Origin of the sequence: Streptomyces sp. NPDC050842, assembly GCF_044456565.1 — a bacterium.
Lineage (GTDB): Bacteria > Actinomycetota > Actinomycetes > Streptomycetales > Streptomycetaceae > Streptomyces.
Genome location: NZ_JBITGA010000018.1, coordinates 1 through 14,290 on the forward strand (window position 1 = coordinate 1; position 14,290 = coordinate 14,290).

Below are 14,290 nucleotides of genomic sequence, written 5' to 3' on the forward strand. Positions count from 1 at the left end.
GACAGCTTGAAGGTCTGCGACCGGTGCGGTGCCAGGGCGAACGCCCGCCAGATCCTCGAGACCGTCGACTGCGACATCCCCGTCGCCGCGGCCATCGACCGGGTCGACCAGTGCGTCGCGTTCTTCGGCTTCTCCTCGAGCGTCTTGACGATCACCCGCTCGACGTCGGCGTCGGTGATTTTCCGCGGGACACCCGGACGGGGTTCGTCGCCCAGCCCGTCCAGGCCGTGCTCAAGGAAACGCCGCCGCCAGGTGCGGACCGTGTCCGGAGCGATCCGCAACCGGCGGGACACCTCCATGACCGAGTGCCCGTCCGCGCACTCCAGCACGATTCGCGACCGCTGAGCCAAAGCCTGGGCCGTCGTGCGACGACGGAGCCAGCCCTCCAGCACGGCCCGCTGGGCATCAGTCACGGACAACGGCGGAATCTTCGGACCAGGACGGCTCATGCCGAACTAACGCCAAACCTCCGACTCAGGTCACTAGGCCGTTTGCTGTGGATCATGGCGTGAGTCAGTGGAAGAGTCGCTCCGCCCGCCTCTGGCTCGTTCTCGACCGAGGCGCTGTGGAAGGATCGGCAGATGTTGGGGACGAGCAGTCAGGATGGGCGAGAGCTTCGGCGTGAAGCCGAGCGAGTCGTCAACGAGGTCGCCCAAGAGCTCCGCACGTTGGACGAGGGGACATCCTGGTTCTCCGCCCTTTCCCCCGTAGAACGGCAGGCTGTACTGCAGGAAGTCGACGGCTACGCGATGCAGGCCCACATCACAGCGGCAGACGGGCGTGAAGGAGTTGCACGGTCCGGCGTGAAGCCCACGGCCAACCCTTCGGTGATGATTTGCATGGACCCGCCTCGCTACGGGTTCGCAGCCCTCCCGGCCGACGAACACGTCAAAGCGTTCCGTGTCCTCGTGTCGGTGTTCTCCGTCGCCGACACCCGCCGCAGGCAGACGTACTGCAAAGGCACTTGCGGACACGCATGGCACAACTTGCCTCCCCGGTGAGATGCCGTGGCGGCGCACGCTGACCCGAATGAGGTTCCCCTGGTCGTTGCCGCTGGATCATCTGATCGTTTGTTGATGTGTGTCGTTGACTGACGCCCAGTGGGCGAGGATCGAACCGCTGCTACCGGACCGGTCATCGAGGCGGGGTGGCGGTGGCGGCATCACCGACAGGTGCTTGATGCGATCGCGTTCAAGTACCGCACCGGGACACCGTGGGTGGACCTGCCCAAGCACTTTGGGTCGTGGAAGGGCGTCCACAACCGACTGCGGACCTGGGCCGCCGACGGCACCTTGGAGAAAGCTCCTGGTGGCGAGCCGGACAATGCCCTTGGACGGTCTCGCGGCGGCGTGACAACAAAAGTCCACCTCGCCGCCGACAGTCGCTGCCGACCGCTCGCCTTCGTCCTCACTGCGGGCCAGGCAGGTGACGCACCCGCCCTCGAGTCGCTCAGGGCACGGATCCGGGTACCCAGACCGGTCGGCAGACCGCGAACGGACCCGGATGTAGTCCTGGCCGGCAAGGCCTACTCACCGCGCGCGATCCGTGATCACCTGCGGCGTCGCGGGATCCGGGCGGTGATCCCGCAACCGGCTGACCAGGCCGCCAACCGCAAGCACAGAGGCAGCCTCGGCGGTCATCCTCCAGCTTTCGATCGCGAGTCTTACAAGCAGCGAAACACCGTCGAGCGCGGTGCATCAACAAGCTCAAGCAATGGCGCGGTCTCGCCACCCGCTACGACAAGACCGCCACCATCTACCTCGCCTGGCTGCGCGTTGCCGCCATCTTCATCTGGTCAGCAATGTGATCCACAAGGAACGGCCTAATCGTCGGCAGGCTCGTCGATCGGCCAGGCGATCTCCAGGCGGTTGTCCGGGTGGTCCGGTGCCCCGGTCCACCGGCGGTACACCATCCGGGTCGGGCCCGCGAAGGCGAAGCCGTGCTCGGTGATCCAGTCGGCGACGGCGTCGTACGCGCCGAAGATCTGGGGGAACGCCGCAGCCGCGCCTTCGACCTCGGTGCAGGCGAGGGTGCTCTCGGGCAGGTCGCGCACGGTCATACCGTCGGGCAGGTCCGTGGGCTGCGCGCCCTCCTCCCAGAACGGCAGGCACGCCTCGACGAGCGTCTCGTTCTCGTCGTCGCAGACCCCGTGGAAGCGGACGAAAGCGGGCCCGGTGAAGGTGAGCGGGCCGCGGCCGGCGACCTCGTACATCTCCTGGTAGGCGCCGCGGAGAAAGGCATCGAGCCCGGAGTTGTCCAGGGTCGCCCCGCAGACGAGGATCCGTTCGGCGGCGCCCTTGCGGACGATGACGCGGTGGGTCATCTCTGCTCCTTCGGTGAGTCGGCTCAACAGGCCGTGGACCACGGAGCGCTGTACTTCCAGCCGCCGCTCGGCCGCCCGCAGGTGCGCCTGCAGGGCGGTGGCGAGATCTTCCTCGCCGCCGTCGAGCAGCCGGCGCACCTCGTCGACTGGGATGTCGAGCTGCCGCAGCGCCCTGATCGACTGCGCCGTACGCACCTGGTCACGCCGGAAGTACCTGTAGCCGCTTACCGGATCGACGAACGCCGGCACCAGCACACCACTGGCGTCGTAGTGCCGAAGCGCGGTGACCGAGAGGCCGCTGGCCTGCGAGAACTGCCCGATCGGCAGCATGTTTCTCCTGTCCACGGCACCGACTGTGCCGTCTCGCGTAACCCGAGAGTCAAGCCCGTCCTCGGATGACGGCTTCACCGCCATCGCGAAGGTGCGCCCGGACATCCCTTCGCGCCGACTGAACCACCCAGGCGTGCCGCATCACCCACCTGGCACCCGGGCAGGTCGCCCACGACCGGGCCGGGAGTCTTGCGCAGGTCAACGACCCCCTCACCTGCCGCATCACCGACGTCATCCGCGTCACGCTCTGACCCGGACGATCCAGCAGGCCCGCTGCCCGGGTCCGGGAGACGGTAGAGCTCGACGCGCTCCAGCGCTCGCGACGGGCCGCCCATGGCAGCAGTCGCCGGGATTCGAATCCGGGTTTCCGACTCCGGGCGAACCGGCGGCCGGTGTCCTCGGCCGCTGGACGACGAGGGCTGCGGCCCGATCGTACGAGCCGGCGCGGGGCTACGGTGCACCGGGATTGTCAGCGGCCGGCCACACGGACCCGGAGCTCGTACCGTGCGCCACCGCTGATCGCCTCCGCCTGCTCGGCGAGGTCGGCGGCGATGAACCCGAGGAGCGCCTTGTCGGCGGCCGCACGGAGCAGCGGCACGATCTCGACGCTCGGCCGGCCGCGGTGTGTGGTGGCCAGCTCGGCGTAGGCCTGCTGGTACGGGGCACCGTACGAGCCCTTGGGGTCGCGCAGGAGGTGGTCCATGTCCTGCGTGCTGACCGTGATCTCGCCCATGACCGCTCCCTGCGTCTCCCGGCCGGGCAGATCCCGGCCTTCCCGCTCACGACGCTACGAGGCCGGTCTGACACCGCCGGGGCCAGACGGGCTACCGGCAAGATTCATCGGGACGATCTCGACGTCGCTGACGCAGCCCTCGGCGGCCTTCCGCTCCTTGTAGAGCTCGGCGCTCTTCGCGTCGTAGCTGACGGGCCGAGACCTGCTGCCCGCACAGTGCGTTCCCTCGTGTCAGTCGGATCCGCCCGGGGCGGTCCCGCGCGGTACGGCCGGCAGTGTCACGGTGCCTGGGATCGCGGCGAAGGCGGTGCGCAGTTCGTCGGCGAAGGCCTTGCGGCCCGGTTCGCGCGGCAGGTCGACCCAGGTCTCCATCGCGCAGCGGGTGGCCGCGACCAGGAGGTCGAGTGCCAGCCGGGGGCGGGGGTCGCGCGGCTCGTCGAAGGCCAGCCTGTGGTGCAGCGTGGCGAGCGATGCGCGGATGGTGCCGTCGCAGAAGTGCAGGCCGTGTGCGTCCATCGACGGTGTCTTGGCGGCGAGGCGACGGCTGAGCCGGACCCGCGTGGGCCAGTCCTGGTCGTTCATGCGGTCCACCGCGGCGAGCAGGGCGTCCTGCAGGAACTCCAAGAGCGTGCCGCCGTCGGGGGCGCGGCGGTCGAGTTCCTCGGTGAACGCCATCCACATGTCCTGGGTCGGCGCCATCACCACGTCTTCCTTGCTCGTGAAGTTGCGGAAGAAGGTGCGTTTGGAGACCTCGACCGCGTCGCACAGGTCGTCCAACGTCGCGCCGTCGAAGCCGCGTTCGCTGAACAGGTCGAGGGCGGTACCGATCAGCGCCTCACGGGTGCGCAGCTTCTTGCGTTCGCGGAGGGAGAGGCCCGGGTCGGGGGCATGGGTGGCAGTCATCGTGCGTCGAGTGTAGCGAGGGAGCAAACGCCCCTGATAGGTTTTTGCCACTGAGTGGCACAATCGTTCTCACGAAAGGCCTGCCGCCATGCGCGCACTCCTCGTCGACCGCTCCCGCCCCGGCAACCTGCGACTCGGCGACGTCGCCGATCCGGAACCGGCGCCCCATCAGGCGCTCGTCCGCGTCCACGCCACATCCCTCAACTTCGGTGAGGCCAAGCATGTCCTGGCCGAGGCTCCCGAAGGGTCCGTGCCGGGCTGGGACGCGGCCGGCGTGGTCGAGCGCGCTGCCGCGGACGGATCCGGCCCGCCGATCGGCACTCCGGTCGTTACCCTCGCCCCGGATGGCGCCTGGGCGGAGCTCCGGGCCGTGGACACCGCCTGGCTCGGAACCGTTCCTGCCGGTGCAGACCTCGGTGCGATCGCCACCATTCCGGTCGCGGGCGCGAGCGCGCTGCGCGCCCTGCGACGCCTGGGCCCTCTCCTCGGACGCCGCGTCCTGATCACCGGCGCCACCGGCGGAGTGGGCCGGTACGCGGTGCAACTCGCCCGCCGCGCCGGCGCACACGTCATCGCCTCGACCGGTGACCCGGCCGCCCACGGAGCCGGACTGCGCACCCTTGGCGCGCACGAAGTCGTCGGCGGGCCAGAGGAGTTGACCGCGCCCGTCGATGGTGTCGTGGACATGGTCGGCGGCCTTCAGCTGGTCGAGGCGTACACGCGACTGGCCGAACACGGCACCCTCGTCTCCGTCGGCCGGGCCACCGACACCCCTGAGCAGTTCCCGTACGGTGCCTTCTCCGGCGCCCCCGAAGCACACGACCGCTCGATCACGAGCTTCTTCCTCCTGCGCTGCACCGACGTCGGCCCGGACCTGAGCCTCCTCGCCGGCCTCGTCGCCCAGGGCGACCTGAGCCCTCAGATCACCTGGCGCGCCACCTGGGACAAAGCCGCCGAAGCGGTCACCGCCCTCCTCGACCGCACCGTCCATGGCAAGGCGGTCCTGGACATCGTCTGAACGCGGCCGAGCACCCAGGTCCGACACCGCCCCGTCGCCCGCCCGCCGCCGCCCACGGGCTCGGACGCCAGGCCCTGGCGGTGCCGTCGGGAACAAGCATGGAGACCCGTCCGCAGGTCAGGTCACCGAGAATCGGGCAGTACTCCGATGCGAGCGGGCCCATGTCATCGTCCACGGCGAGCACCCGGTCGTACGGCATGACGACGGCGTCCCACTCCCTGCCAATCGGAAGCAGGGCAACGACCAAGGAGAAGTCCCCTTCCCGCCCTACCTGGTCGGGGTCGCGGTCCGCCCTGGCGAGCCACTGGGCGCCGGGGTGGGACATGTCGCGACGGTGTGTCATGGTCAGCCACTGGCCCGTGGTGGGGCGAGAGCCTTCCCCCGCGACCTCGTCCGTACTCAGGCGGGGCTGGCCGACACGTACGCCAAGCTCGCGAGCGCGTGGGCACCGGCAGTACGACGACCCTTCGGCGGCGGCTGCGGCTGTCCGTACGGCTGTGGTGGCATCCGTCCTGGGAGACGACCGCGGGCGGGCCGGGCGGCCCGGGTCACGCTGCCTGAACTCGTCGGTGCCGGGCGCGGTGAATGGTCGGCCGTCGGCCCGTACAGGGGCGCACCCCTCCATGAACGACCGGAAGCGGCCGACTTCCGGCGCCGGGACAGGTCGCCTTCTTTGCGGCCGTCTTCGTCGCGGCAATCGTTTTGGCCGCGGCCTTCTTCGTCGGCGCGGGCATCTCGTGGACGGGGGCGTACTCCCCCGTCTCGCCGCGCAACTCCTTGGCCTTGTCCTCACGGTCTTAAGCCGTCAAGCCGAGGGCCGTGGGTGCCGTGTAGCGTGTCTGCCTGTTCGATTGCGGGTGAGGGGCGGACCGTTCGGTGGACGTGGTGCGGGTCATGGAAGCACTGGCTGATCAGGGAGTGACCGTCCTGATCAAGGCCGATGCCGAGCGCTTGCGCGACGGAGCGAAGCCGTGGACGTTCGTCGCCAGTGGACAGCCGTTCCACGAGGATCTCCTGGTGCGTGCCGAGGCCCACTCCGTGGAAGCCTGCCTGGCGGCCGGCCTGCCTCGACTGCGCGAGCTCGGCTTGGTGATCCCCGAATGACGGCCGTGCCGCAGGAGTCACGGCACGCCGCGATCAAACTCCCGGACGGCCCGTGGTGGGACTGGGATGTCGTTGCCTGGAACGGCGGTGAATTCCGTCTCGGGGCCGGACACGACATCACCTATTACCACAACCTCGAACTGGTCTTCAGCGATCCTCTCTTCGTCATCTGCCCCACGGCTTTCCAGGATCCCGTCTTCCGTGCGCCGACGCCCGATGAAACGCTGATGATCACGCGCCGGGTGGGTGAGAAACCGCCAGTGCTGGTCGCCTTCGAAGCCGATGCCCACGGGCCAGAGCCGTCCTCCTGCCTGATCGCCGCGGAAGGCTTGGATGTCGTCGAGGGCATCGTCGCGCGGCACTGGCGCGAGGACCTGGCCCCTGGACAGCGTTTCGCGCCGTGGGTGCGGCCCCCCAGCCGCTGAGGACCGTCTGACCCGTGCCGCAGCGATGCCCAGCTGCTCTGGCGGAACGGGGAAGGCCATCGACTCGTCACAGCGGCGGCCGTGCCGGAGGCAGTAGTAGAGCTGGCCGATCAGGCGATTGAAGGTGTCGGGTCGGTGCAGGTCGAGGCGGTGGCGGAAGAAGAAGAACCGGCCCGTCGGCTTACTGCTCCTCAGCCAAGAGCGTGATCAGCTGGCTACGCGCTCCCCAGAGCCTTGATCACGTGGTCCAGTTCCGGCGGCATGACCGCGATCAGGACCTCTCCGTCGGACGAATCGCATTCCACGATCCGGGATCCCGGGTTGACCGCCACGGCCTCGCGCAGTGAGGGCGAGCGCATCCCGGCCTGACGCAGATCGGCTGGCAGTACGGCTTGCTGCTTACCGAACGAAGGCTTCCAGACGAGGGAACCAGTAGCGATCAGCAGACGTCCCGGCCTCCAGCGAGAGCCCTGGGCAGACCACTTGAGCATGCAGGGCACCCCGGTCGGCTCCCCGGCGGCTATCGCGGTCGACCTCTGCTGCTGCTTCCGGCGCATCAGCCATCCAACGAGGGCTGCAGCGACCACACCAATCATTAGTTCGATCACTGTCGCATTCAAGCAGGCGGAGCACATCACCAAACAGCAGGGCCCTGGGCCTTCAAAACACCTACTGAGCCGGACCTCGGCCACGATGCCGCGGTGGATCCCGTCACCGACAACGTGGGCTCGTTGGTGGATCGCCGGCACTGGCGGCCGGCCTCCGTCGAGCACGCGGCAGGGGTGTCCCTACTGTCGAGACGCGCACTTCGTCCGGGGTTACGGAGTCCCCGCCACTCGATGTCGCCCGCCGCGTCCGTCTTCGCCCGCGCGGCACTCAGCATCCGGTCGAATGGAGTGACGCGAGGGCAACGGCTGCTTTGCAGGAGTCGGTGATCACGTCGTAGCGGGTGGCGACGGCGCGGGAGTTCTTAAGCCGATTGATCATGCGCTCGGCCTCGGTGCAGCGTTTGCAAGATCTCGCTGTCGAAGCCGGTGGGCCGACCGCCATTGCTCCCGCGCCGTGCGGTTGGCCCGCCAGTCCTTCGGCTCGAGGATGGTGTGCTTCATCTGGCGACTTCGCAGGTAGCGGCGGACTGTCTTCGTCCCGGGCATCGGTTGCGACCTCGACCGCTCCCCCGCTGTCGTGCCCCGGCGCGGACCCTCCGGAGGCGGAGATTGTGGGGGGGGAGCCGGACCGTCCGAGCCCTTCGTCGGCGTGGTGGTGCAGGGGCGTCGTTCCACTTTCGGGCTGCGTAGCTTCTGCCTTCTTACGGGCCCCAGCCGCGTGCTGATGGACGCGGCAGGATCTTGCGTGTGCGACAGACGGGGTGCAGGTGGTCGACGTGGGTTTGTCATCTGCGGGCATGCGGCATGCATCGGCCGTGTTCTCGTTGCCTGTGGCCACGCGCTGGGAGTCCCTGCGCCGACGGTTCTCCGCCGACGGCTACGTCGCCCTACCCGGGCTCATCAGCCCGTCCGGGCTCGCGGAGCTCGGACGGGAAGCACGGAGGCTGGAGGCCGACGCGGTACGGCGGGACTTCCGCATGCCGGGCATGGCGGACAGCCCCCGTCACATGACCACGCTCGGCGGACACCAGATCGCCCGCGCCTCACCGGTGATCACGCGGCTCTACGAGGACCGGGACCTGAGGCGTCTGCTCTCCTCGCTCCTGGGCGAGACGGTCGTCACCGTGCACGACCCCGTCGAGCGGCACGTCCTGAACGTCCTGCACCGCCCCGGGGACACCCACGGCGCGCACACCGACGACTACCCGCTCGCCCTGGTCCTCTTCCTGGAAGCCCCACCGCACCACACGGACGGCGGACTGCTGGAGTTCCACCCCGGCCGCGGCGACCTCGACGCCCTCGACGCGCCCGGCGCCCGGCGCGTGCATCACCAGCCATCCGACGGGTACCTCCTGCACAGCGACGTCACCGCCCATCGTGTCACCCCGCTCGAGCGTCCAGGACTGCGGCGCAGCGTGCTCAACTTCGCCTACACCACGCCCGATCGCCAAGGCGCGACCACCTCGACCGCCTCCCTCCTCTACGACTGAGGCCCGCCCTCCGATCGGGGCTGCCGTCGAGGCCATCGGGTGGCCGGCCGACCCGCTGCTGGCGACGCAGTTCCACCTGTCGAGGCCCACGGGGCTAGAGGTTCTCGCACCGCGTTACGTCCGTGCGGCCCGTTGGCAGGACACGGTCACCAGACGCTGCGAGCGCACCAGCCGCCCCACGCCTATCTCTACGGGTGGGCCGGATTCGAACTGCTCCGCGGACTGATTCTGTTCATGTCGCCAGATGGCCGCGTGTTCGGCGGATCAGCCGCGGTCGAGTCGCGGCAGCGACGCACAGAGGCGCACGGGCAACTCCGGCAGGACTATGTGGATGCCCACGCAACCCGCATCGCCGTTCGTGGCGACCGACCGCCAGCCCGAGGTCTCGGCCCGGTAGAACCAGCGCTGGGAGCCGCCTGAGGAGGAGCAGCCGTCGCCGGCGTGACCGCAAGCCGGCCCCATCCGAGTCGACAGGTCCAGCACCAGCCAGGTGTCGTCGCAGCCGCGTTCCTCCCAACTCGTGTGCTTGGGGATGTCCGTATCGTTGACTGCCTGCTGGTACGAGGACGAGGTGCAACGCGGGGGCGGGGGGTCGCAGCCGTTCTCATCACAGTGCCGCAGGACAGGCGGGGTGGCACCGGCGGGGGTGTACACATCCTGGCTGTTCACCATGACCCTGCGGGCGCTCAGAGGCTCGCCCAGCTTCACCGTCGCTTCGACCCGCTGCGTCCCGGTGCAGCCGGAGTCCCGGTCCAGGGAGCGGGTCTCGTACGTGACCCTCACGTGTACCGTGCGGTGCTCGACAGTGTCGAGTTCACCGCGCAGGCTGCGCACGCAGTCGCGTGCGCCGTCGGGTACTTCGGCGCCGACCACCAGAGACCGGCCTCCGTCGGCGGTGCGGACGCCGTCGATGCGGATCGGAGCGGCGAGCGTCCACGCTGTGTCCGCGTCTGTCGCCTCCTCGGCGGTCTCAACGGTCTTGGAACCGCATCCGGCGAGGATCACCAGGACCGCGCCGAGCACGACCATCCGTATGCCCCGCTGCCACATGCCATGCCCCCCATTCGCCGAAGATCGGCAGCCTAGTGGGCCCCCGGGTGCCCCTCGTAGTCTCCTCCCGGCCAGCCTGCTGGGCCGATATGGGCCGAGCGCGTCGTCCAGGGCCTGGCGATCCTGGTCCAGTGAGGCCCCGTGACCGCTCCCCGAGATCAGATCCCCCTTACACAGTCGGTGAGAGGCGTAGCGCCACACGTACGCGGTGAGCAGGCCGTCCGGCCGGCCACCCGCGCCATCTCGGCGAACGTCGCGTGGAAGCATGGGATCAAGCCGCTCATCGCCTGCCGCGGAGTCGTCCACGGCTCGGGCCTGGGCAAGCCAGGTTGGGACATGGAAATCGAGATCCTGGGCGTGCCCGGTACCCCCACCAGCGGCGCGCCGAGGAGCGGCTGCGGCAGGTGATGGAGCCGCCTGCCTGGCCGCCGCCGACATTGCAACGCGTGTGATCGCCGACCGGGCCGAGGCCGAGCGGTCCGGCTTCACCGGCTCTCATCGACGGCCGCGACCCGTTCGCCGAGCTTGGTGCTATACCGCTGACAACCGTTCACATCGGCACCGCAATCAAGCTCGTCGGTGCAGGTGGCGTCCGGCTCTGCGTGTAGGCGGTCCAAGTCGCGGGGAGCAGGTCGACCGGCTCGCTGACCAGGCGCGCCAGCTCGATCCGGCGGCGCTGCCCGTAGGACAGGTTGCCCACGCGTCTGCGCAGATCGGCGGGGTGGAACGGGTCGAGGGAGAGCAGCGTCTCGGCGTGCTCGTCCGCGTCGCCTGCCCGTCCCCGGCCGAACGCCTCGACGACGGACAGGGCGGGCGCCCACGGTGTCTCGTTCTGGCGCAGGTGGCCGACGCGGGCGGGAGTGCGCACGGTACCGGTGTGCGGGCGCAGTTCACCGGCGAGGATCCGTACGAGGGTGCTCTTGCCTGCTCCGTTGGCGCCGGTCACCAACAGTCGCTCCCCGGGGGCGATCTCCAGGCTGGGCAATGGCGGCGGTCAGCCGCTCGACGCGTTCCTTGGCGTTGCGGATACGGACCATCGCGCCGTGCCCGCGGCCGCGCGCGCGGAACCCGCCGTGGCCGAAGGCGCTCAGCGGCATCTTGCGCGGGATGGCGTCCAGTCGGGCAACGTTGGATGCGGCGAGGCGCTGGCTGCGGGCGATTTCCTGGCTCCATTCCTTGTACAGGCTCACCCGTCGTCGGCGCTCGGCGGCTTTTGCTACGAGGTAGCCGTCGTATCCGTTGCCGTACCGGGTCAGCCGCGCGCCGTCGACCTCGACGATCGTGGTGGTGAGCCGCTCCAGGAAGACCCGGTCGTGGGTGACCGCGACCACCGTTCCCCGGTGCGTGCGCAGGTGGGATTCCAGCCAGCCGACGGCCTGGTCGTCCAGGTCGTTGGTCGGCTCGTCCAGGAGCAGCAGTTCCGGCTGGGACGCCAGCGTGGCGGCCAGCGCCAGGCGGGCTCGTTCTCCGCCGGACAGAGTGGCGAGCGGGCGGGCCGGGTCCAAGTACGGCAGGCCGAGGCCGTGGAGCGCGATGCCCACGCGGGTGTCGGCCTCGTAGCCGCCGCGTGCTTCGTACCGCTCGATCAGCGCGGCGTAGGTTTCGGTCGCGTGGGAGGTGTCGCGCGGTAGTTGTGCACCGCGTGCCAGGGTGGCCTCGGTGGCGCGCATCGCCTCTTCGAGTTGCCTGAGGTCCGTCAGGGCCAGGTCGCTGGCGTCCTGGACGGTGGCGTCGGGCGGCAGGTCCAGTGTCTGGGTCAGGTAGCCGATGCCGCCAGGCGCCTGCACCGTGACGTCGCCGGAGCCGAGGCGCTCCTGTCCGGCGATGAGCTTGAGGAGCGTGGACTTGCCCGAGCCGTCGTCCCCGACGATGCCGACCTTCTCGCCGGGGCTGATCGTCAGCGACGCCCCGTCGAGGACGACTTGGTCGCCGTAGGTCTTGGTGACGTCGTGGAGAGTGAGTTGTGAGGTGCACATAGGGCTGTTCCCCTGCTCTCGGCCGAGCCGGTCGTGGTGGTTCGCTGACGGGTCCGTGAGCAGCGCGGGCGCCCAGTGCGGCGCGGGCGGCGAGGGGATACGAGGTGTCCTATGGGTGTGTCTCCTTGGTGAGGGGGCGGGGGCTCGGCCGGGGGCCCGTCAGGCGTGGGCCGGCGTGGTCCACTCGACGAACTGAACGACGATCCCGTTGGGGTCGGTGATCTGGAAGAGCCGTTCGCCCCACGGCTCCTCGCGCAGCGGCATGGTGATCTCCACGCCCTGATCGCGCAGCTTCCGCTCTGCCGCTTCGATTCCGGTGAGGGTGAAGGCGAGGATGAGGCCGGCGGCACGCTGGTCGCGCTGGTCGGCGGGCAGGACCTCGGTGCCTCGTTGCAGCAGGACGAGGTCGCAGGCGCCGTCCTGCCTGCTCAGCGAGGCGAACCCGTCGGCGGCGGCCGTTTTCGTGAAGCCGAGGTGGCCGGTGAAGAACTCCGCGGAGGCGGTCACGTCGGGGACGGTGAGCGAGACGGTGGTGGCGTTGATCTTCAAGTGGCTCTCCTGTGCTGCTGATCCGGTCCCGGTCTGGTCTGCTTCGTTTCGAACCAGGACTCAAACTTCGTACGGACGTAAATTTAGGTCGGGGCGCGCAGTGATGTCAACATATTCTTACTATGAAGGTAAGATTGACTCCATGAGCATCGAAACGATGGGGCTGCGAGAGTCCAAGAAGCGCGAGACTCGCCAGTCGATCTCCGACCACGCGACACGGCTGTTCCTCACCAAGGGCTTCGAGGTCACGACGATCGCCGACATCGCGGCGGCGGCCCGGGTCGCCAAGAAGACGGTCACGAACTACTACCCGCGCAAGGAAGACCTGGCCTTCGACCACCACGAGGAGTTCGTCGCAAGCCTCGCCGACGCCGTCCGGGCCCGCGCCGCAGGAGAGGCGGCGCTGACCGCGCTCCGGCGCGCCTTCCAGGCTTCCGTCGAGGCTCACAACCCGGTCGCCGGGTTCGCAGGCCCCGACTTCTCCCGCATGATCAGCGAAAGCCCCACCCTGACCAACCGCCTGCGCGACCTTCACGACCTGCGGGAGGAAGCGCTGGCCGAGGCTCTTGCCGAGGCTACCGGGGAGACAGGGAAAGACCTCACCCCCCGCATGGCCGCCGCCCTGCTGGGCGCCGCGCACCGCCTCCTGTTCCAGCGCATTCAGGAACTGACCCTCGCCGGGCACGACAACGGGCGGATCACCTCGATCGTGTCCGCAGAGGCGGATCACGTCTTCGAACTGCTGGAGCCGGCCCTCGGCGGATACGCGGCCGACCGAGTTCCGCCGGACGGCGGCGAGTAGCCCCCTCCCCCGGATTCCACCGGCGAGGCCGCCTCGCGTTGCCGGCCACACCGAGCCGGCCCGGCGCAGGGGCAGTCGTGGCGGGGGGCCGTGGCCCGGCGAACCGTGCCGATGACCTGGAGCACCAGGAGACGGAAGACCCGCGGCGCCGGGACGTCGCGCGCCGGGAGCACGGGTGGGTGCTTCAGGCCTCCCGGGCCGTCGAGGGACACCCGATGCCCCACCGGGGCGGCTGCTCACTCGGCCCCCACCACGGAGTCAGCAGCCTCCTCGACCGCGACGGTGTGCTCGCCACGGCCGAGGCTGCCGCCTTGTCGCCGTTGGGCCACTCGTAGATCCACTGCTCACCCGCGAGCTGGTACTCGCGAGTGGGCAGGTACTCGTAAGCTCACGTCTCGGGACCAGAGCCACTGGACGGCATCGTAGATGTCCTTCGCGGTGGACACGTAGTTCACGAGGAAGGCCCCTGAGGTCGAGTTCCGTGAGGACTACTTTCGTCCCCTTCCCGACGAGCTCGGCGCCATCCTTCAGGTGCTTCATGCCCCTCGCTCCGGTCATTCCCCTACTGGGTCTGAACCGGACGGCCTCGTGCACCAGCTGGATGCTGGACGAGGGAAGAAGCGTGGCGAGCGCGGCGTCGACCATGCCCGCCCGCTCGGCCAGGCCCACCGCCGAAACGGGAGGCAGCTGGGCGATGAGCAGCTCGACCGCCGTCTGGAGCGGCTTCAACGAGGTGAGGCGTTGAGCGAGGAGAGGGCCAGGCAGTGCGCTGTTGCGCAGGGCGGCGAGTTCGGCGCCGGCCGGCCACGGCGGGTCCAGCGGGCGAGGGTCTGCTCCCGGGTCCCGTCCGGTGCGGGATCGCGGGGTAGGCCGTATGCGATGTCGAGCTTCTGGTTGAGTTCCCACCAGGCCTGCGCGGTCTCGCGCCGGGTGATGCCCGTCCGCAGCGCGTACGCGCCCCGCACGCCGCCGCTGGAAC

General features: G+C 69.5%; 14 protein-coding genes, 1 tRNA gene and 2 pseudogenes. 7 read left to right on the top strand and 10 right to left on the bottom strand.

Annotation, left to right across the window (positions count from 1 at the left end):
• A partial coding sequence (locus ACIBG6_RS37770; RefSeq protein WP_399227360.1) for a helix-turn-helix domain-containing protein occupies positions 1–413 on the bottom strand: 413 nt, incomplete at its 3' end.
• Positions 414–581: 168 nt separating this feature from the next.
• On the opposite strand from ACIBG6_RS37770, the gene ACIBG6_RS37775 reads away from it, so the two are divergent.
• Positions 582–1,001, top strand: coding sequence for a DUF5958 family protein (locus tag ACIBG6_RS37775; protein ID WP_399227299.1), 420 nt, complete (start codon positions 582–584; stop codon positions 999–1,001).
• 79 nt (positions 1,002–1,080) lie between these two features.
• Positions 1,081–1,807: pseudogene (locus ACIBG6_RS37780) on the top strand (IS5 family transposase).
• Positions 1,808–1,822: 15 nt separating this feature from the next.
• On the opposite strand, the gene ACIBG6_RS37785 reads toward ACIBG6_RS37780, so the two are convergent.
• The 4 genes from ACIBG6_RS37785 to ACIBG6_RS37800 form a co-directional block, all read right to left on the bottom strand.
• Positions 1,823–2,668, bottom strand: coding sequence for a MerR family transcriptional regulator (locus ACIBG6_RS37785; protein ID WP_399227300.1), 846 nt, complete (start codon positions 2,666–2,668; stop codon positions 1,823–1,825).
• 323 nt (positions 2,669–2,991) lie between these two features.
• Positions 2,992–3,076 (bottom strand) — tRNA-OTHER (locus ACIBG6_RS37790).
• 46 nt (positions 3,077–3,122) lie between these two features.
• Complete coding sequence (locus ACIBG6_RS37795) at positions 3,123–3,386, bottom strand: hypothetical protein (protein ID WP_399227301.1); 264 nt, start codon at positions 3,384–3,386, stop codon at positions 3,123–3,125.
• Positions 3,387–3,617: 231 nt separating this feature from the next.
• Complete coding sequence (locus ACIBG6_RS37800; RefSeq protein ID WP_399227302.1) at positions 3,618–4,289, bottom strand: TetR/AcrR family transcriptional regulator; 672 nt, start codon at positions 4,287–4,289, stop codon at positions 3,618–3,620.
• A gap of 88 nt (positions 4,290–4,377) precedes the next feature.
• Between ACIBG6_RS37800 and ACIBG6_RS37805 the strand changes: the two genes are divergently transcribed.
• The 3 genes from ACIBG6_RS37805 to ACIBG6_RS37815 all read left to right on the top strand — a co-directional run bounded on the left by ACIBG6_RS37805 (position 4,378) and on the right by ACIBG6_RS37815 (position 6,836).
• Complete coding sequence (locus ACIBG6_RS37805) at positions 4,378–5,307, top strand: zinc-binding dehydrogenase (RefSeq protein ID WP_399227303.1); 930 nt, start codon at positions 4,378–4,380, stop codon at positions 5,305–5,307.
• A gap of 894 nt (positions 5,308–6,201) precedes the next feature.
• A complete protein-coding gene (locus ACIBG6_RS37810; protein WP_399227304.1) occupies positions 6,202–6,411 on the top strand; it encodes a hypothetical protein in 210 nt (69 codons plus the stop codon).
• Positions 6,408–6,836 (top strand): hypothetical protein, encoded by a 429-nt coding sequence (locus tag ACIBG6_RS37815; protein WP_399227305.1) that lies wholly within the window; start codon positions 6,408–6,410, stop codon positions 6,834–6,836. The genes ACIBG6_RS37810 and ACIBG6_RS37815 overlap by 4 nt, the downstream gene beginning before the upstream one ends.
• A 215-nt stretch (positions 6,837–7,051) precedes the next feature.
• Here the strand turns inward: ACIBG6_RS37815 and ACIBG6_RS37820 are convergent, their stop codons facing one another.
• Positions 7,052–7,444, bottom strand: coding sequence for a hypothetical protein (locus tag ACIBG6_RS37820; protein ID WP_399227306.1), 393 nt, complete (start codon positions 7,442–7,444; stop codon positions 7,052–7,054).
• Positions 7,445–8,259: 815 nt separating this feature from the next.
• Between ACIBG6_RS37820 and ACIBG6_RS37825 the strand changes: the two genes are divergently transcribed.
• The gene (locus ACIBG6_RS37825; RefSeq protein WP_399227307.1) at positions 8,260–8,934 is read left to right on the top strand and encodes a hypothetical protein; all 675 of its coding nucleotides are present in this window, start codon (positions 8,260–8,262) and stop codon (positions 8,932–8,934) included.
• 264 nt (positions 8,935–9,198) lie between these two features.
• On the opposite strand, the gene ACIBG6_RS37830 is transcribed toward ACIBG6_RS37825, so the two are convergent.
• The 3 genes and pseudogenes from ACIBG6_RS37830 to ACIBG6_RS37840 all read right to left on the bottom strand — a co-directional run bounded on the left by ACIBG6_RS37830 (position 9,199) and on the right by ACIBG6_RS37840 (position 12,509).
• Positions 9,199–9,984 carry a hypothetical protein gene (locus ACIBG6_RS37830; RefSeq protein WP_399227308.1) on the bottom strand — a complete coding sequence of 262 codons (786 nt, stop codon included), beginning with the start codon at positions 9,982–9,984 and terminating at the stop codon, positions 9,199–9,201.
• A 625-nt stretch (positions 9,985–10,609) separates the two neighbouring features.
• Positions 10,610–11,960, bottom strand: a pseudogene (locus ACIBG6_RS37835) (ABC-F family ATP-binding cassette domain-containing protein); the annotation flags it as partial.
• 159 nt (positions 11,961–12,119) lie between these two features.
• Positions 12,120–12,509 carry a VOC family protein gene (locus tag ACIBG6_RS37840; RefSeq protein ID WP_399227310.1) on the bottom strand — a complete coding sequence of 130 codons (390 nt, stop codon included), beginning with the start codon at positions 12,507–12,509 and terminating at the stop codon, positions 12,120–12,122.
• A 142-nt stretch (positions 12,510–12,651) separates the two neighbouring features.
• On the opposite strand from ACIBG6_RS37840, the gene ACIBG6_RS37845 reads away from it, so the two are divergent.
• Complete coding sequence (locus ACIBG6_RS37845; protein WP_399227312.1) at positions 12,652–13,311, top strand: TetR/AcrR family transcriptional regulator; 660 nt, start codon at positions 12,652–12,654, stop codon at positions 13,309–13,311.
• Between the two features lie 725 nt (positions 13,312–14,036).
• Here ACIBG6_RS37845 and ACIBG6_RS37850 read toward each other — a convergent pair.
• Complete coding sequence (locus ACIBG6_RS37850; RefSeq protein WP_399227313.1) at positions 14,037–14,276, bottom strand: hypothetical protein; 240 nt, start codon at positions 14,274–14,276, stop codon at positions 14,037–14,039.
• Positions 14,277–14,290 lie beyond the last annotated feature (14 nt).